Origin of the sequence: Providencia zhijiangensis (assembly GCF_030315915.2) — a bacterium.
GTDB classification, from domain to species: domain Bacteria; phylum Pseudomonadota; class Gammaproteobacteria; order Enterobacterales; family Enterobacteriaceae; genus Providencia; species Providencia zhijiangensis.
Window position 1 is genome coordinate 75,003 of sequence record NZ_CP135990.1, and the last position, 19,162, is coordinate 94,164.

18 protein-coding genes are annotated in these 19,162 nt (G+C 44.4%); 5 read left to right on the forward strand and 13 right to left on the reverse strand.

Features of this window, described 5'->3' with window-relative positions; genetic code table 11:
* Positions 1 to 157: 157 nt before the first annotated feature.
* A complete protein-coding gene (gene acs / locus QS795_RS00310; RefSeq protein WP_181477777.1) occupies positions 158 to 2,113 on the reverse strand; it encodes an acetate--CoA ligase in 1,956 nt (651 codons plus the stop codon).
* Between the two features lie 397 nt (positions 2,114 to 2,510).
* On the opposite strand from acs, the gene sodA reads away from it, so the two are divergent.
* The 3 genes from sodA (at position 2,511) to QS795_RS00325 (ending at position 4,902) form a co-directional block, all read left to right on the forward strand.
* Positions 2,511 to 3,137 (forward strand): superoxide dismutase [Mn], encoded by a 627-nt coding sequence (gene sodA, locus QS795_RS00315; protein ID WP_132497200.1) that lies wholly within the window; start codon positions 2,511 to 2,513, stop codon positions 3,135 to 3,137.
* A gap of 142 nt (positions 3,138 to 3,279) precedes the next feature.
* Complete coding sequence (gene yiiM, locus QS795_RS00320; protein WP_318627167.1) at positions 3,280 to 3,960, forward strand: 6-hydroxyaminopurine reductase; 681 nt, start codon at positions 3,280 to 3,282, stop codon at positions 3,958 to 3,960.
* A 36-nt stretch (positions 3,961 to 3,996) separates the two neighbouring features.
* Positions 3,997 to 4,902, forward strand: coding sequence for a LysR substrate-binding domain-containing protein (locus QS795_RS00325; RefSeq protein WP_286271573.1), 906 nt, complete (start codon positions 3,997 to 3,999; stop codon positions 4,900 to 4,902).
* A gap of 32 nt (positions 4,903 to 4,934) precedes the next feature.
* On the opposite strand, the gene QS795_RS00330 is transcribed toward QS795_RS00325, so the two are convergent.
* Complete coding sequence (locus QS795_RS00330) at positions 4,935 to 5,813, reverse strand: pirin family protein (protein WP_286271433.1); 879 nt, start codon at positions 5,811 to 5,813, stop codon at positions 4,935 to 4,937.
* Between the two features lie 296 nt (positions 5,814 to 6,109).
* On the opposite strand from QS795_RS00330, the gene QS795_RS00335 reads away from it, so the two are divergent.
* Positions 6,110 to 6,655: a toxin-antitoxin system YwqK family antitoxin gene (locus tag QS795_RS00335; RefSeq protein ID WP_154602130.1), complete on the forward strand. Its 546-nt coding sequence runs from the start codon at positions 6,110 to 6,112 to the stop codon at positions 6,653 to 6,655.
* A 76-nt stretch (positions 6,656 to 6,731) separates the two neighbouring features.
* Here QS795_RS00335 and trpS read toward each other — a convergent pair whose 3' ends face one another.
* The 11 genes from trpS to pilM all read right to left on the reverse strand — a co-directional run bounded on the left by trpS (position 6,732) and on the right by pilM (position 16,491).
* A complete protein-coding gene (trpS, locus tag QS795_RS00340; protein ID WP_154602131.1) occupies positions 6,732 to 7,775 on the reverse strand; it encodes a tryptophan--tRNA ligase in 1,044 nt (347 codons plus the stop codon).
* An 80-nt stretch (positions 7,776 to 7,855) separates the two neighbouring features.
* On the reverse strand, positions 7,856 to 8,542 hold the full coding sequence (locus QS795_RS00345; RefSeq protein WP_154602132.1) for a phosphoglycolate phosphatase: 687 nt from the start codon (positions 8,540 to 8,542) through the stop codon (positions 7,856 to 7,858).
* Complete coding sequence (rpe, locus tag QS795_RS00350) at positions 8,539 to 9,213, reverse strand: ribulose-phosphate 3-epimerase (RefSeq protein ID WP_154637868.1); 675 nt, start codon at positions 9,211 to 9,213, stop codon at positions 8,539 to 8,541. Before rpe ends, QS795_RS00345 begins: the two co-directional genes overlap by 4 nt.
* A gap of 36 nt (positions 9,214 to 9,249) precedes the next feature.
* The gene (gene dam / locus QS795_RS00355) at positions 9,250 to 10,086 is read right to left on the reverse strand and encodes an adenine-specific DNA-methyltransferase (RefSeq protein ID WP_154602134.1); all 837 of its coding nucleotides are present in this window, start codon (positions 10,084 to 10,086) and stop codon (positions 9,250 to 9,252) included.
* A gap of 83 nt (positions 10,087 to 10,169) precedes the next feature.
* Positions 10,170 to 11,099: an SPOR domain-containing protein gene (locus tag QS795_RS00360; RefSeq protein ID WP_154602135.1), complete on the reverse strand. Its 930-nt coding sequence runs from the start codon at positions 11,097 to 11,099 to the stop codon at positions 10,170 to 10,172.
* 284 nt (positions 11,100 to 11,383) lie between these two features.
* The gene (gene aroB, locus QS795_RS00365; protein ID WP_154637866.1) at positions 11,384 to 12,472 is read right to left on the reverse strand and encodes a 3-dehydroquinate synthase; all 1,089 of its coding nucleotides are present in this window, start codon (positions 12,470 to 12,472) and stop codon (positions 11,384 to 11,386) included.
* Between the two features lie 40 nt (positions 12,473 to 12,512).
* Positions 12,513 to 13,034 carry a shikimate kinase AroK gene (gene aroK, locus QS795_RS00370; protein ID WP_036950109.1) on the reverse strand — a complete coding sequence of 174 codons (522 nt, stop codon included), beginning with the start codon at positions 13,032 to 13,034 and terminating at the stop codon, positions 12,513 to 12,515.
* A gap of 505 nt (positions 13,035 to 13,539) precedes the next feature.
* Positions 13,540 to 14,583 (reverse strand): transporter, encoded by a 1,044-nt coding sequence (locus QS795_RS00375; protein ID WP_286271444.1) that lies wholly within the window; start codon positions 14,581 to 14,583, stop codon positions 13,540 to 13,542.
* Entirely contained in the window at positions 14,570 to 15,112 is a 543-nt protein-coding gene (locus QS795_RS00380) for a hypothetical protein (protein ID WP_286271446.1), read from the reverse strand. The genes QS795_RS00375 and QS795_RS00380 overlap by 14 nt, the downstream gene beginning before the upstream one ends.
* A complete protein-coding gene (locus QS795_RS00385) occupies positions 15,105 to 15,644 on the reverse strand; it encodes a PilN domain-containing protein (RefSeq protein WP_154637864.1) in 540 nt (179 codons plus the stop codon). The genes QS795_RS00380 and QS795_RS00385 overlap by 8 nt, the downstream gene beginning before the upstream one ends.
* Before the next feature lies 1 nt (position 15,645).
* The gene (pilM, locus tag QS795_RS00390; RefSeq protein WP_154637863.1) at positions 15,646 to 16,491 is read right to left on the reverse strand and encodes a pilus assembly protein PilM; all 846 of its coding nucleotides are present in this window, start codon (positions 16,489 to 16,491) and stop codon (positions 15,646 to 15,648) included.
* Positions 16,492 to 16,607: 116 nt separating this feature from the next.
* Between pilM and mrcA the strand changes: the two genes are divergently transcribed.
* Positions 16,608 to 19,148, forward strand: a complete 2,541-nt coding sequence (gene mrcA / locus QS795_RS00395; RefSeq protein WP_286271453.1) for a peptidoglycan glycosyltransferase/peptidoglycan DD-transpeptidase MrcA — start codon at positions 16,608 to 16,610, stop codon at positions 19,146 to 19,148.
* Positions 19,149 to 19,162: the final 14 nt, after the last annotated feature.

The following is a 19,162-nucleotide window of genomic DNA, read 5'->3' on the forward strand; positions in this document are numbered from 1 at the left end:
AAGGCGGATTTTAGGGCGACACATGACTACCCAAGGAATTAACTGGGTATTCGGTCTGACTCTACTTTCTGCTGATTGAGTGATGCTGAGTATTGATTTTAGGTCGCCCGAAGGCGACCTGTAGTGCCATGAGCTATCTACACAACTATTTAAATAGCTACGAGATACTCATTGACTGTTTTTCTTCTAGCAGTTTTTCGACAACACCTGGATCTGCCAGTGTGGAAGTATCTCCAAAATTACTGGTATCACCTGATGCAATTTTTCGTAGGATACGGCGCATGATCTTACCGGAACGCGTTTTCGGTAAAGAATCAGTCCAATGTAAAACGTCTGGCGTGGCAATCGGGCCAATTTCTTTACGAACCCAATTGCGCACTTCAGTGTACAACTCTGGGGATGGCTCCTCGCCAGAAATTAAGGTGACATAGGCGTAGATTGCCTGTCCTTTGATGCTATGAGGAATACCCACGACTGCAGCTTCAGCCACTTTCGGATGTGAAACGAGGGCGGATTCAATTTCTGCTGTCCCTAAACGGTGACCTGAAATATTCAGCACGTCATCAACACGACCGGTGATCCAGTAATAGCCATCTTCATCACGACGCGCCCCATCACCACTAAAGTACATGCCTTTAAAGGTGGAGAAATAGGTTTGTTCGAAGCGTTCATGGTCACCAAACAGGGTACGAGCTTGACCCGGCCAAGAATCCACAATAACTAAGTTACCTTCTGTTGCGCCATCGATAGGCTCGCCAAGGTTATCAACCAATGCAGGGCGAACGCCAAAGAATGGTAGTGTTGCCGAACCTGGTTTTAACATTGTCGCACCCGGTAGTGGCGTGATCATGAAGCCACCGGTTTCCGTTTGCCACCATGTATCAACCACTGGGCAGCGGCTGTTCCCCATTTTCTTGTAGAACCATTCCCACGCTTCTGGGTTGATTGGCTCACCGACCGATCCCAAAATACGTAAAGAATCGCGCTGGGTGCCTTCAATCGCTTTATCACCTTCCGCCATCAGTGCACGAATAGCGGTTGGTGCGGTATACAGGATATTGACTTGGTGCTTATCAACGACTTGAGCCATACGGTTAACCGCTGGGTAGTTTGGCACACCTTCGAACATTAAGGTTTTTGCACCATTAGATAACGGCCCATAAAGCAGGTAGCTATGACCTGTTACCCAGCCCACATCCGCCGTACACCAGTAGACTTCATTTTCATGATAATCAAAGGTGTATTTGAATGTCAGCGTTGCATAGACCAGATAACCGCCTGTGGTGTGGAGAACCCCTTTAGGTTTACCTGTGGAGCCGGAAGTGTAGAGAATAAACAGTGGATCTTCCGCATTAATCTCTTCCGGTGGGCAATCTGCGCTTACGCCTTGGATAACGTCGTGCCACCAAAGGTCACGGCCTTCAATCCAGCTTGGTGCATTACCTGTACGGCGGTAAACAATCACATTTGCGACGGTAGTGACTTGTGGATTTTGCAGTGCATCGTCCACGTTCTTTTTCAGTGGGATAGCGCGACCTGCACGCAAGCCTTCATCAGAGGTGATGATAAGCTTGGCTTTACAGTCAATAACGCGTCCAGAGACCGCCTCAGGGGAGAATCCGGCAAAGATGACAGTATGGATAGCGCCGATACGCGCACATGCCAGCATAGCCACAGCGGCTTCAACCACCATTGGCATATAGATAGCGACGACATCCCCTTTGCGGATGCCTTGTTTTTTCAGGACGTTTGCGAACTGGCACACATCATGGTGCAGCTCACGGTATGTAATATTTTTTGATTGGGTTGGGTCATCCCCTTCCCAGATGATAGCGGTTTGGTCGCCACGAGTGGCTAGGTGACGGTCTAAACAGTTAGCGCTCAGGTTTAAAGTGCCATCTTCGAACCAGCGGATATTAACGTGTCCAGGGTCGAATGAGGTGTTCTTAACGCGAGTGTAAGGTTTAATCCAATCAACGATTTTCCCTTTTTCGCCCCAAAATCCTTCGGGGTCTTGAATCGAGCGTTGGTACTCATCGTTATACTGTTGTTCGTTTATCAGGGCATTTTTAGCAATATTAGCAGGAACGGGATGTTTAGTTATTTGTGTCATATTATTATCTCCTTGCAGATGTTAATAGTATGTCAAAAAACAGTTAACTGAAGTATGGATGGTTATTTTGTTTTTCTTTTGAGCGGAAGATCACGTATTAATAGTAATGGGATTTGCAGTATGATCATTTGATGCTAAATCCATGATTGAAATAAAAATTCAAAAATATAACTAACATTAGAATTAAAGAAAAACAAAGGCGAACTATAGTGGTATTAGTTACTGAATAATCTATTGATGATAGTTGTTGGAAAAATCCACAGAATTCACATGGATATGATAATGATTTTCATTAACAATAAAATAACTATAATGGGTGCGTGGTTAAAAACACGCAGTTACTGAAATCCTAATTCAGTCTGTGAGGTAGAAAGATAAGTCACTGGAGACAAACAATATGAGTTACACATTACCTGCTTTACCTTATGCTTACGATGCGCTGGAACCTCATTTTGATAAACAAACCATGGAAATCCATCACACCAAGCACCACCAAACCTACGTGAATAACACCAATACTGCCTTAGAAAAACTGCCTGAACTGGCGGGGTTAGATATTGATGTGTTAATCCAAAAATTAGACCAAATCCCAGCAGATCAACGTACTTTTGTACGTAACAATGCGGGTGGCCACTCAAACCATAGTCTGTTCTGGAAAGGGTTAAAATTAGGTACTGAACTGCAAGGCGAACTGAAAGCTGCCATTGAGCGTGACTTTGGTAGCGTTGATGCCTTTAAAGATCTGTTCGAAAAAGCCGCAGCTTCCCGTTTTGGTTCTGGTTGGGCATGGTTGGTATTAAAAGCCGATGGCAAACTGGCGGTGGTCTCTACTGCAAACCAAGATAGCCCATTAATGGGTGAAGCGATTTCTGGCGCTTCAGGTTACCCAATCCTTGGTTTAGATGTTTGGGAGCACGCTTACTACCTGAAATATCAAAACCGTCGCCCTGACTACATCAAAGCCTTCTGGTCAGTTGTGAACTGGGATGAAGCAGCAAAACGCTTCGCAGAAAAAACCAAGTAATTTTTTTGCTAACTGACTTTTTTGATAAGCGCGGTTCTTCGGAGCCGCGTTTTTTGTTTTTACCGTCGGTATAACGTTGTTATCTCTATGGCCATTCTTTATGATGAAAACTCTTTCTGGCGGGGTTATCGGGAGCAAAACGGTGAAAATACATCCTCAAGTATTTATTGGTACCATTCAAAGCACAGCCCATTGTGGCGTGAGTGCGATTCATAAGCGAGCCGTGGATGGGGTATTAACCTTAAACAGCTTAGGAATTGAAGGGGATGAACAAGCAGAAAAGCGTTTTCACGGTGGGCCAGATAGGGCGTTATGCCATTACCCGCAAGAACATTATGAATTTTGGCGACAACGATACCCGCAATTAGAGGATTTATTCCTTCCCTCCGCTTTTGGTGAAAACCTGTCAACTCAAGGAATGACCGAAGAAAACGTTTTTATCGGTGATATTTATGCTTGGGGTGATGCGCGCATTCAAGTCACCCAACCGCGTTCACCTTGCTATAAACTCAATGGGTTAACGGGCGTAGAAAACTTTGCTCAAATCATGCAGGACGAAGGTCGCTGTGGCTGGTTATATAGAGTCATTAAAGGTGGCAGTGTCGGTGCGGATACCTCGCTAAAACTACTGAGCCGTAATAGTGATGTCTCGATGCAAGAAGCGATTATGATAGCCTTCCATGCGCCCTATGATGAGGAGTTGTACCGTCGATTATTGTCTGCGGCAGGGCTATCTGCGAGTTGGAGCCTGACGATGCAAAATCGGTTAGAGCATCATAAAATTGAAGAATTTAGCCATCGCTTATTTGGTCGACGCAGCTGATGGATTATCACTGTCATTAGGATTGAGGAAAACAACATGCAGTACGATTTAAATGACCTTTATTATTTCGTTAAAGTCGTTGAACATGGTGGTTTTTCTCAAGCTGGTGCGGCGCTTGGGATCCCAAAATCAAAACTCAGTCGTCGTATTGCCGACTTGGAGCAAAAGCTAAATGTTTCATTGATTTATCGCTCCACAAGGCAATTTCATGTCACTGACATTGGGCAAGTTTTTTATCAGCAATGTAAGAATGTCGTGGAAGAAGCGGATATTGCCCATGAACTGATTTGCTCAGTACAAACACACCCCAAAGGTACCATTAAGCTCTCTTGCCCCGTTACTTTATTGCAAGTCTATTTGCAGGATTTACTGATTGATTTTATGGAGAAATACCCTGATATCGATGTACAAATTCTGGCCGTCAATCGCCCCGTCGATGTGATCAGTGAAGGATTGGATTTGGCATTACGAGTGCGTTCATTACCCCTTGATGATTCTGGAATGATGATGAAAGTGTTGGGGTATTCTCAGCGGATCTTAGTCGCAAATCCAAGTGTATTCCGTGAAAAAGGAGCACCATCAACTCCAGAGCAGCTGGTGGATTACCCAATTCTTGCTAATACGGAGCATTCACAGCGTTATACCCTATCTTTAAAAAATAGTGATGAGCTGAGTGTGACGGTGCATGTCACACCTAAGCTAGCCACCACCGATATTTTAACGTTATACCGTGCTGCGGTTAGGGGGCTAGGTATTGCTCGTTTACCTAAGGGAGTCGTTGAACAAGAATTGAAAAGTGGGGAGCTGGTGGAGGTGTTACCGCAATGGCAATTTTCGGAAGATATCATTCATGCCGTGTACCCTTCCCGTAAAGGATTATTACCCGCAGTTCAGTTATTTCTAACTTATTTGGCAGAGAATATGGCTGCAGGGAAAAAATAAAGTCCCCTGAAAAAATTCAGAGGACTTTATAGTTAGCTGGCATTCGGGATCCTACCAAATTTACCGCTATTAAAATCATTCACGGCTTCGTTGATTTCTTGGCTCGCATTCATCACAAATGGGCCATATCCCACAACAGGCTCATCGATAGGATCACCGCTGAGCAGCAGCACTAAAGCCTCATCGGTGGTGGCTTCTAACAGCACATTGCTATCAGTAGCATCAAGGATCATCAACTCGCCTTCATTCAATGCGGTATGACCATCCACAAATAGGCTGCCTTTCAACATCACTAGCCCAACATTGCGACTGGCCTTAGTTGGCAATCCCACGACTTTACCTTTATTCAGACGCAGATCCCAAACATCAAGCGCGGTAAATGTGCGTGCGGCGCCGGTATTGCCTAGATAGTCCCCTGCAATGACCCGTAATGTGCCCGCCTCATTCGTCAAGCTAACGGTTGGGATCGTATCGCGAGTTAATAGTTGGTACCCTGGCGCTGCCAATTTATCTTTGGCTGGTAAATTGACCCACAACTGCACCATATCCAAAGTACCGCCATTTTTCATAAAGTTATCAGATTGATATTCTTGATGAAGTATCCCTGATGCCGCGGTCATCCACTGCACATCTCCGGGTCCGATCACGCCGCCTTCCCCTGTAGAATCGTGGTGAGCCACTTCGCCGTCATACACGATGGTGACGGTTTCAAAGCCTTTATGTGGATGTTCGCCAACACCACGATTATCCCCTTCAGATGCTGGGAATGGGTGTGGCCCCGCTCTGTCCAACAGTAAGAATGGGTTCAGGTATTTCCCGTGGTTGCTATAACTAAACATGGAGCGAACAGGGAAACCATCACCAACCCAGTGACTACGTGGGGATTGATAAATACCAATAATCTTTTTCATGGTGTGACTCCAAACTGGTTTTATAAACTGATCAGTTTTATGAACTAATCATTTCGATGAACCAATAATAGAAGAGCCAAAGCTGGGTGAGTAGAGGCAAAAATAGGTTTTATTGTTCTGAAAATAGAACGATGAAATCATTGTGGCGTGAGTTAAATATCGATCTCTAGTATGCTTCGGATTAGCCAAAATCGGAGCGTTCCTCTTCATTTATTCATCTTAAACATGAACGATCAGGAATACTAAATAGGTATGATGCCTTCGAATGAACCCATGATTCCGTTAAAAGGATTGTTATGAAAACTATTAATATTGCTATGGCATTTTCTGTTGCCTTCATGTTGTCTGGGTGCCTTTCTCAACCCGCACCTCAGTATGATAACAATGGTATCCAGTTAGAAGAGTTCAAAGAGCTAGAAAGCTTGAGAATGCCAGAGCTGAACATTCCTGAAGGGGCGCCGGATGGGGAATATATCGAACGTTATGGAAATGGTGCCATTCAGTTTAAATCGTGGGTGAAAAACAACTGCTTAGATAAGAGCATCACGGTTTATTATAAAAATGGTCAGCCAAAAATGTTTATTCCTATAAAAAATTGCAAAGTGGATGGCGTCATTAAGTCTTATCATCCTAATGGGAATTTAGATACTGAGATGGGATACAGTAATGACCGACTCAACGGCGATTATAAATCCTACTACGATACACCGAAAAATAATCTGCATCTTAAAACGAGTTTTGTGAATGGAGTCGCGGAAGGTGTTCTTGAAGAGCGTGGACAAGATGGCGAGCTATTAAAGCAGGGGCTGATTAAAGACGGTAAGTTGTACACCGCGAAGTAAGTGGGCTACAAATAAAATAAAAGCCAATTAACCGTGAGAGTTAATTGGCTTTTTGCTATTAAATAGCGACTTAAGATTACAGTTGTGGACGTTTTACAAAGCCGATCGCATCGTAAACCTTATCTAAGGTTTCTTGTGCGCGAGCTGCTGCTTTGGTCGCGCCCTCATCCATGATTTGGTTCAGTAGCGCTTCATTGTTGCGGAACTCATGGTAACGAGCTTGTAAGTTAGTCAGCATGTCAGAAACAGCTTCAGCGACCGCACCTTTCAGATGACCATACATTTGGCCTTCAAACTCCGCTTCCAGCGTTTTCACACTTTTGCCTGTCACGCCAGCAAGGATATCTAACAGGTTAGAAACCCCTGCTTTATTTTCAACATCGTAGCAAATACGTGGTGGCTCTTCAGAGTCGGTCATTGCGCGTTTGATTTTCTTCACAACGGATTTCGGATCTTCCAACAGCGCAATCACGTTATTGCGGTTGTCATCAGACTTAGACATTTTCTTGGTTGGCTCTTGTAATGCCATCACACGTGCGCCGCCATCGGTTGGGATAAATGGCTCTGGTACGGTGAAAATATCTCCGTAAATGGCATTGAAGCGCTGAGCAATATCGCGGCTCAGTTCAAGATGTTGTTTCTGGTCAATACCCACAGGAACTTGGTTAGTTTGGTAAACCAGAATATCGGCAGCCATCAGAACTGGGTAGTCAAACAAACCGGCGTTGATGTTTTCTGAATGGCGAGCAGATTTGTCTTTGAACTGGGTCATGCGGCTCAGTTCGCCAAAATAGGTGTAGCAGTTTAGCGCCCAGCTAAGTTGTGCATGTTGTGGTACATGTGACTGAACAAAAATGGTGCTTTTCTTCGGATCAATACCGCACGCTAAGTAGAGCGCTAATGTATCGAGGGTTCTTTTACGCAGTTCAACAGGGTCTTGGCGAACGGTGATCGCGTGTTGGTCAACGATACAGTAGATGCAATCATAATCATCTTGCATCTTAACCCACTGACGTAACGCACCCATGTAGTTACCGATGGTTAATTCACCGGAAGGCTGTGCGCCGCTGAATACAATAGGTTTCTGGGTTTGTTTAGATTTCTCAGTGGGTGTGCTCATTTCTTTGTATGTCCTTGTAGTATTTTTATACCCTGTTAAGTTTCGAGCCACACCGTTGGTGACTCGAATTATTGGGGATTTTATTTTGATAAATCAATAACGGAGAGTAGCTCAGAAAAGTGGCTTAACACGTAGTCGGGCTCGGTAATTGCGATTGATTCACCATAGTTGTAGCCGTAGGTTAACCCTACACTTGGGCAGCCTGCATTGTGGGCTGCGATAATATCATTACGGGAATCGCCGACAAAAAGCAATTCTTCTTTGCGTAAACCGAACTGGCCCATTGTTAAATAGAGTGGCGCTGGGTGCGGTTTGGTTTTTACCACATCATCGCCACCAAGTACTAATGAAAAGTAGCTATCGATGCCCAGCTTTTCGAGTAATGGCGCCACAAATGGGGTTGGTTTGTTGGTCACAATCGCCATTGGTAAGTTGTGTTTTGCAATCGTTTCGAGGGTCTCTTTGACCTCAGGGAACAGCTGGCTACCGGTATTAACGGTCGTCGCATAATGTTCATCGAAGCGGATACGAGCTTGCTTTTTCAGCTCTGGCGTGACCGTCATACCCGCCCATTCTAGCGCTCGCTGCACAAGCATATCTGCGCCGTTGCCTACCCAGATGGAGACACGCTCTTTGCCTGCTGGTGGTAAGTTTAGCTCTTCGAGGGTTTTGTCTATGGCGTCGGCTAAACCGCCAGCGCTGTCAACAAGGGTTCCATCTAAATCAAACGCAATCGCTTTAATACTCTCTAAAACCGCATGTGTCATTGAGATACCTTCTTCAATTCTTGGCGCATTTCATCGATGACTTTTTTGTAATCAGGCTGATCAAAAATCGCGGAACCAGCAACGAAGGTGTCTGCACCTGCTGCGGCAATTTCTGCAATGTTATTGACCTTCACGCCACCATCGACTTCTAAACGAATATCATAACCACTTTCGTCAATCAGTTTACGAACTTGGCGCAATTTGTTCAGGGTTTGTGGGATAAATGATTGACCACCGAATCCTGGGTTAACCGACATCAGCAGGATCATATCAACTTTATCCATCACATAATCGAGATAGCTAAGTGGGGTCGCTGGGTTAAATACCAGACCCGCAGTACAGCCATTCTCTTTGATGAGCTGTAAGGTTCTATCGATGTGCTCGCTGGCTTCTGGGTGGAAGCTAATGTGAGTCGCACCCGCTTTAGCGAAATCCGGAATAATGCGATCGACCGGTTTAACCATTAAGTGAACATCAATCGGGGCGGTGATACCGTAATCGCGCAGGGCTTTACAGATTGGTGCACCGAACGTGAGGTTCGGTACATAGTGGTTGTCCATCACATCGAAATGGACAATGTCTGCGCCTGCAGCAAGAACTTTGGCGGTATCTTCGCCTAAACGTGCAAAGTCAGCAGATAAAATAGATGGGGCAATGAGAAAATCTTTCATAATTGTCTCCGATTATTCGTCGTTATCTGACAGCACCTATAGTTTTTTAGATGCTCCCGCTCCCGCATATAAAGCCAAAAGCTCATTGACTTTGGCACGGTTCAAAATATTTCTACTAATGGTGCGACGCACTTTTACGATATGTAACTGTGCTTGATAATACCACTCTCGGGTCACTGGGGTCTCATGATTTGAGATAAGAACTGGGATCTTGCGCTCAGATGACAACTTATGTGCCAAAAAAGCCAGATTCTGTTGTTCTTGCGCACTAAAGGCGTTGGTGTGATAGGCCGTAAAGTTAGCGGTCTCAGACAGCGGTGCATAAGGTGGATCGCAGTAGATGACTGAGCCATCCTGCGCATCGAGTAATGTTTTGCTGTAAGACTGCGTCACAAAGGTCGCTTTCTGGGCTTTTTCAGCAAACCACAGTAATTCGTCTTTCGGAAAATAGGGTTTCTTATAGCGTCCGAAAGGCACATTGAATTCACCGCTTAGGTTATAGCGGCATAACCCGTTATAACAGTGGCGGTTAAGATACAAAAAGAGAATGCTACGTTTAGCAGGGTCATCTGATTGGTTAAATGCTTGGCGCATTAAATAATACTGTTCAGAGGTATTAAATTCAGGTGTGAACAGTTGCTGAGCTTCTTCGATAAAAGCATCAGAGCGATATTTAACCGTGTTGTAGAGGTTGATGAGATCGCTGTTAATATCCGCAAGTACGTACGAATCGTAGTTGGTATTTAAAAACACCGATCCTGCACCAACAAAAGGTTCTATTAAGCAATCTCCTTGTGGAAGATGTTTTTTGATCTCGTCCACAAGCGGGTATTTACCCCCAGCCCATTTTAAAAAAGCGCGTTTTTTTTTCATGCCGTCTTATTATTACAATCGTTTAAGAGCCGCCACTTGGCGGCTCTTTCAGGACAACATTATGCGCCCGGGGAAAAACGTTGTTATTTTTGATCCTGTTTAACTTGTTTCATATTACGCACCCACGGTTTTTTCGCTTGCACTGCGGCTGGTAAGGACGCAATTGCACTTTTTGCTTCGCTCACTGAGCTGTAATTTCCGTGGATCAATACATACCAAGTCTGACCATTACGAATGGTTTTATACACTTGATAGTTAGCAAGTTTATTCTCTTTTGCGAAAGCTTCCAGTGTATCTGAACGACTTGCGCTACTTAATTGCAATGTATAGCTTCCAGAGGGTGCTGCAACGGTACTACCACTTTGGCTTGTGCTGGTTGCAGGCTTAGTGGTTGTTTTTGGCTGAGCAGGTTGTTTTTGTTCAACTGGCTTAGTCGCTTTTGGTTGCGTTTTCTCTGGTGTGACTGGTTTTACTGTTGGCTGTTTTTCCACAGGTTTAACTTGCGGAGGCGTCAACGGTGTCACATTTTGTGGTGGCGTCGTGGTGCTTTCAGACGGCAGGTTTTGACCTTGGTTGAGAGCATCGGCAACATCACCCGGAATTTCAATGCGTTCACCAAGACCATTTTGTTGTGTCTGAGTGTCTGCTTGAGTTGGCATTGGGTTAATTTGCTGACCATTTAACTCTTGCGCTTGACCTGTTTGAGGTTGCGTTGTGGATTGAGTCTCTGAGTTGGTCAGTGATGAAGAACCTGATAAATCGATATTACGCTGATTAGCGCTATCATTTTGTAATTTCTCATGTTCTGTTGGTGCTTTTAATGCGGAACTGATTGCAATGATCAGCAGCAACAGCACTAAAACGCCGACACCGATCATGATGTGTTGACGTGATAACGCAATTTTTGGCTTAGCTGCCGCAGCAGGACGCGCACGTCCGGTTGGTCTATCTGATGTATCAGGCCTTAAATCATTCTGCACTTGAGGCTGATTGTCTGGTTTAAATTCGTCCATTTTCCTCTCCCGAAATTAGTTCGCCTGTGTAGAGATAAAATGTCTCTTATCATTACGACCTGTTCACGACTAAGCAATTGCTTCTGCTCACTTTTAAAGAATAGATTGTTTAGCAATTTCATTCCAATTTCAATGAGATTGCGACCACCTTACTTCGTTACTCGTTATAGGTGCTAGGCGTGCGTATAATTTAACGGCTTTAGTTGATATCTGCCAGTAACATTTTAAAACCCCTGAAAATATTCAGGGGCCAATTAATGCTTTTTACTTAGTTCGGTAATGATTTATGGCATGCAAGCCGAAATAGCGGCAATGACTGTTGAGGCATCCACATCGGAACGCATTTCTGAATTACCAATAGTGGTTGGAAGGATAAGATGCAATTTGCCTCCCATGACTTTTTTATCTCGCATCATGTGAGGTAAATAGTCATCAGGTTGCATTTTTGCAGGACCAGTAACAGGTAGCTCGGCACGTTTTAAAAGGGCGATGATGCGTTCTGTTTGTTCCGGGGTAAATTGGCCAATCAGCTCAGCGGTTTTTGCAGCCATAACCATACCAGCAGCAACAGCTTCTCCATGGAGCCATACGCCGTAGCCCATTTCGGCTTCGATAGCATGACCAAAGGTATGCCCTAAATTTAATAGTGCACGTAGCCCGCTGGTTTCTTTTTCATCGGCGGCGACCACTTGCGCTTTCAGCTCGCAACAACGGCGAATGCAGTACGCCATGGCTTGGTTATCTAATGCCATTAACGCATCGATATTTTTTTCTAACCAGCTAAAAAATTCACCATCAAGAATGATGCCGTATTTAATAACTTCGGCCAGACCAGAAGAGAGTTCGCGCTTAGGTAAGGTTTTTAAGCAATCAAGGTCAATCACGACAGATGCCGGTTGATAAAATGCCCCGATCATATTCTTACCCAAAGGGTGGTTAACGGCGGTTTTTCCACCAACCGAAGAGTCCACTTGGGAGAGTAACGTAGTAGGAACTTGAATGAAGCGTACGCCGCGTTGATAGCTGGCTGCCGCGAATCCAGTTAAGTCACCGATTACTCCCCCACCAAGGGCGATGAGGGTCGTGTCACGGTTATGGTGCTTTTCGAGTAATGCCGTAAAAACATCATTCATGATGAATAAAGATTTGTACTGTTCGCCATCAGGTAAGACGATGGAATCGACTTTGACACCTGAGGCTTCAAGAACGGTTTGGATCTTATGTAGGTAAAGCGGAGCGAGAGTTTCGTTAGTCACTATCATTGCTCGCTGACCCGCAGTTAGTGGCCAAAATGCATCCTTTCCTTGGTACAAACCAGGTGCAATATTGATTGGATAACTGCGTTCATCCAGAGTAACAGTGACTTTTTCCATCTTGCTTTACCTTGAATTCATGACTTCTGATGTATAAAAATTAGTTTTTTTCTAACATTTCAATGATTTGGTTGGCAACAACTTTTGCGCTTTGCTCATCAGTATGAATTGTTATATCCGCTATCTCTTCATACATAGGATTGCGTTCATCGGCTAACTTTTCTAAAACTTCGCGAGCGGGCTCATCCACTTGTAAAAGAGGACGTTTTTTATCGCGTTGTGTGCGGGATAGTTGCTTCTCAATGGTGGTTTCGAGATACACGACAACCCCACGAGCGGACAAGCGGTTACGCGTCTCTTTGGATTTAACAGAGCCACCACCTGTTGCTAAGACAATGCCTTGCTTTTCAGTGAGTTCATTGATGACTTTCTCTTCGCGATCGCGAAAGCCTTCCTCACCTTCTAGGTCGAATACCCAACCTACATCTGCGCCAGTGCGTTTTTCAATCTCGTGATCGGAGTCAAAGAACTCCATATTAAGCTGTTGAGCTAACTGACGACCAATAGTGCTTTTTCCGGCTCCCATTGGTCCAACCAGAAAGATATTGCGTTTCTCTGCCATGTTTTTTGGTATTACTACGATTATTCGTTAATGATCACCCGCCCCGCCAATCGAATTAGCGGCGGGACCTAAACTGAAACCTCATAAGTGATGATGTGAGATCAGATAAGAAAATTATCTCAATACATCAACCTGAATTGCAACTATATAAATATGGCACTTAGAAAACAAAGTGCCATATTCTTCGTTGCGGGTTTCTATATATTTGAGCCGTCTACATTACATAATGCATTGTTTAGCGAGCTTATTAGCAGGTTGTTTATTCCACTAAATGAATGGAACCTGTTAATTATAAAGCAAAATTTCTGTAGCTATTTTATAAGCGGCTGATAGTTTGTTCTTTCATCTACCGATAGTTAGAACACTCAATGGATAACCTTGTATGCTAAAACGACCTCAGCGTCAAATTTATCCGGTATGTTTATGGCACAAAAAGTAATAATTTCACGGTACTTTGAGGAATTAAACATTCAACTAATTGAATGTATAGGCGTTATTTTTTACGCTAAATCTTAATAAGTTTTGGTGTAATAAATACCAGTAAAACACGCTTATCAACGTGTTGTGTCTTATTGATAAATAAACTCCCTAATAGTGGAATTTGAGAGAGAAATGGGATGCCTGAATCCGTTTTTTCTTGCTTCTGTTGAAAAATACCGCCAAGTATTAACGTATTATTATTTTTAATGGTGACAGAGGTTGCTATCTCTTGTTTATTAATAGCTAGATGTTGGCTGGGATTGATAGTGAGAGCGGCATCTGGGGAGTTATGACTGATTTTTAATACCATTTCCACTCTGTCATCTCGGGCAATGGTTGGTGTGACTTCCATACCTAATACCGCATCTTTAAACTGGACATGGCTTTTTTTATCGGAGGTGGTGACATAGGGAATTTCGCTGCCTTGTTGGATACTGGCGGGCTGTTTGTGGGATGCCATCAAGCGTGGGCTCGCAATAATCGACAGTAAATTTTCTTTTTCTAGTGCGTTCAGCTTCATTTCAAGTAAGCCTTCTCCGAGTCGTAATACATTCAACGCCATTTGGCCGGATTGGCTGCTATATCGATTATAGCGGCTGAGATGACCGTCAGTCGCTGATTCACCAGACATTCCCCATTCTAAACCTAGGGCCTGCAAGGCGGTGCGCGAACTGCTGATGATGTGGGCGGTGATTTGCACTTGCTGCTGAGGAATATCTTTTTGAACAAGCCATGTTTCAATTAATGCCAAGCGTTCTTTGGTGTCCGTAATGATCACACTGTTGGTGGTGACATCAAAGTGGGCGATGCCTTTATCGGATAGTAGACGAATGTCAGGCTCCGTGAGCTGTTGATGAACGGTTTGAGCATCGATAGAGACTAATGGAAAAATTTTTTCGGTGAGAATTATTTCCGGCGCTTTAGGTGGAATGATGGTGTCTAAGAGTTGGGTATCTTCTTCTGTTGGGGATATGGGTTCAAAAGGGTCTCGGGGTGTTTTGGCATACCCGAAGAAAGAGCTGCATAGCATTAACATTAATATGGGAACGAAAAAATTAGTGTTGCTCATTAAGTTGTTCATCCTTGATAAATGAGAGCGATAAATTGGCAGTTAGTTGCTGATTTTTAGCCGTCAAAATAACGTCAGAAAATTGCCAATGTTGCTGGAGTAGCGTATGGGTGAGTGATTGCATAAATTCGAGGAGATCCTTAAATTTTCCTTGGATCTCAAGTTGGTACTGAGAATTCAACGGATCCGATGACTGAAGCTGATTTAAGACAACATTGTTATTTGCAATGAGCTGCTGTAAGTGCAGAACAAAGAACTGAGGATCTAAGGTAATTTCTTCATTCGAAGGGAATGAAGCGAGTTCCTGTGCTAGCCAAACCCGAGTCGGATTTTGGGCGAAAAACTGGCTACTTACTTGATTTTGTCGGTACAAGACAGAACCGTTTTGTTGTAAATCTACCCATTGATTTTGCTTGTCTTGCAAAATGAAGGTATAGCCAGCGGCAATGCTTACCACCAAAATCAACGGTATCGTTAAATATTGCTGCCAAAGGGGGCGGTACCAAAAAGCGGCAAAGTAGTTATTCATCAACGACACCTCGATAATCGGCAATAAGGTGCAGTTGGTTAATGGCAGCAACCCGCCGTAACGTACGCAGTTGCACGTTATCAACTTGGGGTGCTTGGCCAAATTGGGTTAACAGTAAGTTCAGGTCTTGAAAGCGATAACTGAGTGCTTTAATTTCTAAACGCCCTTCACGCAGCTGAAAGGTGGATAGCCAACTTTTAGGTGGCGTGAGATTGGATAGCGACTTTAATAGGCTGAGTAAGGCATGGTTATGTTGCGCATAGGATTGACGCTGATTTTGCAGAAGCGTGAATTTGTCTAGCTGTTGTTGCTGCGCTTGTAATTGTGTTTTTAGCTGTTCAATGTGCTGTTGATGTTTCTGTTGAGCTGCAAGGTATAAGTGGGCTTGAGATATATCCTCTAGAAGCAAACTGATTAAATAACCAAAGATAACGATAACAGAAATACAGCTGATCCCCGTCACCATTAAAAAATAGCGTCGCTGGCGAGTGAGCTTATCGGTTCGCCAAGGTAGGAAGTTAACCTGATACATATTAAAGATCCCCATGACGCAGAGCCAGCCCTGCGGCAATCACAAAATCCCCCAACTGGCGGGGTAATTTGATGGGGTATTGATGAAAAGCTTGCAGTAAATCCCATCGAGATTCTACGCCTTGAATATCGTGGTCACTAATACAGTAAATCGGTAATTTTAAGGCTTCAGGATCGTCAGTTAATAAGGATTGTATTTGGTTAATATGCACTGATTGATTATCTTGAGTCGGGTTATCGTTTTGAATATGACTATAACTTGCAGGTTGGCTGATAGGCCCTGACCAGAACCATTCATTTTGGCGATAATAAACAAGCCAACATTCATTAGGTAACTGAGCATGCCGAGCAAGATAGCGCAGTGCGATGGGGGCAATATCGACAGCTAGCAAGTGGTAGCCGCTCTCCAGTAATAAATCTTGCCAAAAGGTAATATCAGATTGGCGTGCGGCATTGAAGTAAACTTGTTGTCCAATGATCCGATAATCTACAGCAAGCTCTTGAGCTTGCATGGGGAAAAGTTGGTCAACTTGCGCCTGTAAATACCAGCTTAGTTCTGGTTGCTGTAGGCTCATTTGGTTGGGAAGTGAGACCTGTTTTTGGAGCGATCTTAATGAGGGTAACGCAATAGAAACAGAACAGTTTTTAGGTAATTTCTGACGCCATTGTCGCAGAATATTGCGTAAAATTACGCGGTGTTCATCAAGGGCATGTAATGCACTGTCAAAAGGTAGTGCTTGTTGCCAGCATTCACATAACGACCAGAATTTGCGATGTTTTTTTACTGCAACTAACTGAATGTGGTGCTGTGATAGCTCAATTCCGATGTGCCATTTTGGTGAATACATACATAATATCCTTATCATTAACAATTAAATTACGTTTTCTATTGTGCTGTATAAGCTTTATACTATGCAGTAGTGATATCTAAACCCGCCTGTCAGTTGCATATGGGAATTCTTCGGTGAAGTTCGTAAAATATTTTTTAATTCTGGTTTTCTGTTGCATTTTTTTGGGAAGCGCCTCGATTTATGGCATGTACAAATATGTCGAAGGTGAGCTGCCTGATGTCGCAACAATGAAAGACATTCGTCTGCAAACACCAATGCAGGTATTCAGTGCAGACAATGAACTGATCGCCCAATATGGTGAAAAACGCCGTATTCCATTGCCATTAACTGACATTCCTCCGATGTTAGTGCATGCCTTTATTGCAACAGAAGATAGCCGCTTCTATGAGCACCACGGTATTGATCCAATTGGTATTTTCCGTGCTGTGACTGTGATGGCTTCATCGGGTCATGCATCGCAAGGGGCGAGTACCATTACTCAGCAGCTGGCGAGAAACTTTTATTTAAGCCCAGAAAAAACCTTGATGCGTAAAGCAAAAGAGGCATTTTTGGCAATTCGTATCGAACAGTTATTTACCAAAGATGAAATTATGGAGCTGTACCTGAATAAAATTTATTTAGGTAACCGTGCTTATGGTGTGGGGGCAGCCGCTTATGTTTATTTTGGTAAAACAGTCAATGAGTTGACGTTGAGTGAAATGGCGATGATTGCTGGTCTACCGAAAGCGCCGTCAACATTCAACCCACTTTACTCTTATGACCGTGCGGTTAACCGCCGTAACGTTGTACTAATGCGGATGTTAGAGGAAAAATACATCACGCAAGACCAGTACGAGCAAGCGAAAAGCGAAAAAATTGTCGCCTCTTATCACGCACCAAAAGTGGATTTTTCCGCGCCTTATTTAGCGGAAATGGCACGCCAAACGATGTATGAAAAATACGGTGAAGATGCTTATACCGATGGTTATAAGGTGTACACCACGGTTGTGCGCAAAGACCAGCTAGCGGCGACCGAAGCCGTACGTAATAATTTGATAGATTACGATATTCGCCATGGTTATCGCGGTCCTGCGGAAGTGTTATGGAGTGGAAGCCAAGCCGCATGGGATAAAGAGAAAATCCTGGAGAAACTGAAAAAATTACCGAACTACGGCTCATTGGTTCCGGCTGTTGTTCTTTCGGCAAGTAGCAGCGATGCGAAAGTGATGCTGGCGGATGGCTCGGACATCCAAATTACGATGGCGGGTGTGCGCTGGGCGCGTAAGTTTATTTCTGATACTCAGCAAGGTGGCACGCCATCTGCGGTGAACAAAGTTGTGCAGCCGGGTGAGCAAATTTGGGTTCGTCAGGTTAAAGATAGCTGGTGGTTAGCACAAGTCCCAGATGTGAACGCGGCATTTGTTGCATTGAATCCGAATGATGGTGCAGTGATAGCCCTTGTGGGTGGTTTTGATTTTAATATGAGTGAATTTAACCGCGTGACGCAATCATTGCGCCAAGTGGGCTCAAATATTAAGCCATTCTTGTATACCGCAGCGATGGATAAAGGCTTAACGTTATCGTCATTACTCAATGACGTGCCGATTAGCCGTTGGGATGCGGGTGCCGGTTCAGACTGGCGTCCGAAGAACTCACCACCGCGCTATGCAGGTCCTATTCGTCTACGCCAAGGCTTAGGTGAATCGAAAAACGTGGTGATGGTACGTGCGATGCGCGCCATGGGTGTGGATTATGCCGCGGATTATTTAACGCGTTTTGGTTTCCCGAAAGAGAATATTAACCGCACAGAAGCGTTGGCGCTGGGCGCTCCATCATTTACCCCAATGCAAATGGTGCGTGGTTACGCCGTGATGGTGAACGGGGGATACCTTGTTGATCCTTACTATATTTTGAAGATTGAGAATCACAGCGATGAAGTGATTTTCGAAGCGAAACCAAAAATTGCATGCCCAGAGTGTACAAATATTCCGGTCATTTATGGGGATACGGCACGTACCATTGCGTTGAGTGATTCCGAAGGCGAAGATGCAACAGAGGAAGTAACTCAGTCGAATAATAATGTGGTGGAACAAGAGCCAACCATGGCACTGTCTACGGCTGCAGAACAGCAGAGCCCTGAAGACCAATATGCCCCGCATGTTATTAGTACACCGCTAGCGTTCTTAATTCGCGATGCGATGGTAACAAATATTTATGGCGAGCCAGGTTGGTCAGGTACTGGTTGGCGTGCGGGTCGTGATCTGGGTGGTCGTCGAGACATTGGCGGGAAAACAGGTACCACGAATAGCTCGAAAGATGCGTGGTTCTCCGGCTATGGCCCCGATATTGTCGCTTCTGCATGGATTGGCTTCGATGATAACAAGCGCACATTAGGCCGTACTGGAATAAGCGGCGGTGAAGCGGGTGCGAAGAGTGCTCAGCCGATTTGGGATGACTTCATGAAAGCTGCCCTTGACGGTGTTCCGGTGAAAACCATGCAACCGCCAAAAGGGATTATTTCAGTCACTATTGATACTCGTACAGGTAAACTCTCATCCGGCGGGCCTTCTCGTAGTGAGTACTTTATCGAAGGAACTGAGCCGAAAGAGCGCGCGGTACAAGAGGTTGGAACGACCATTTCAACGGAAAATGGAGCCAGCCAAGAGCTATTCTAATGAGCTGTTTTGAG

Excerpts from the sequence above, each read along its gene's own strand:
- acs (WP_181477777.1), bottom strand. The coding sequence starts at position 2,113 with ATGACACAAATAACTAAACATCCCGTTCCTGCTAATATTGCTAAAAAT.
- sodA (WP_132497200.1), top strand. The coding sequence starts at position 2,511 with ATGAGTTACACATTACCTGCTTTACCTTATGCTTACGATGCGCTGGAA.
- QS795_RS00325 (WP_286271573.1), top strand. The coding sequence starts at position 3,997 with ATGCAGTACGATTTAAATGACCTTTATTATTTCGTTAAAGTCGTTGAA.
- QS795_RS00330 (WP_286271433.1), bottom strand. The coding sequence starts at position 5,813 with ATGAAAAAGATTATTGGTATTTATCAATCCCCACGTAGTCACTGGGTT.
- QS795_RS00335 (WP_154602130.1), top strand. The coding sequence starts at position 6,110 with ATGAAAACTATTAATATTGCTATGGCATTTTCTGTTGCCTTCATGTTG.
- trpS (WP_154602131.1), bottom strand. The coding sequence starts at position 7,775 with ATGAGCACACCCACTGAGAAATCTAAACAAACCCAGAAACCTATTGTA.
- QS795_RS00345 (WP_154602132.1), bottom strand. The coding sequence starts at position 8,542 with ATGACACATGCGGTTTTAGAGAGTATTAAAGCGATTGCGTTTGATTTA.
- rpe (WP_154637868.1), bottom strand. The coding sequence starts at position 9,213 with ATGAAAGATTTTCTCATTGCCCCATCTATTTTATCTGCTGACTTTGCA.
- dam (WP_154602134.1), bottom strand. The coding sequence starts at position 10,086 with ATGAAAAAAAAACGCGCTTTTTTAAAATGGGCTGGGGGTAAATACCCG.
- QS795_RS00360 (WP_154602135.1), bottom strand. The coding sequence starts at position 11,099 with ATGGACGAATTTAAACCAGACAATCAGCCTCAAGTGCAGAATGATTTA.
- aroB (WP_154637866.1), bottom strand. The coding sequence starts at position 12,472 with ATGGAAAAAGTCACTGTTACTCTGGATGAACGCAGTTATCCAATCAAT.
- aroK (WP_036950109.1), bottom strand. The coding sequence starts at position 13,034 with ATGGCAGAGAAACGCAATATCTTTCTGGTTGGACCAATGGGAGCCGGA.
- QS795_RS00375 (WP_286271444.1), bottom strand. The coding sequence starts at position 14,583 with ATGAGCAACACTAATTTTTTCGTTCCCATATTAATGTTAATGCTATGC.
- QS795_RS00380 (WP_286271446.1), bottom strand. The coding sequence starts at position 15,112 with ATGAATAACTACTTTGCCGCTTTTTGGTACCGCCCCCTTTGGCAGCAA.
- QS795_RS00385 (WP_154637864.1), bottom strand. The coding sequence starts at position 15,644 with ATGTATCAGGTTAACTTCCTACCTTGGCGAACCGATAAGCTCACTCGC.
- pilM (WP_154637863.1), bottom strand. The coding sequence starts at position 16,491 with ATGTATTCACCAAAATGGCACATCGGAATTGAGCTATCACAGCACCAC.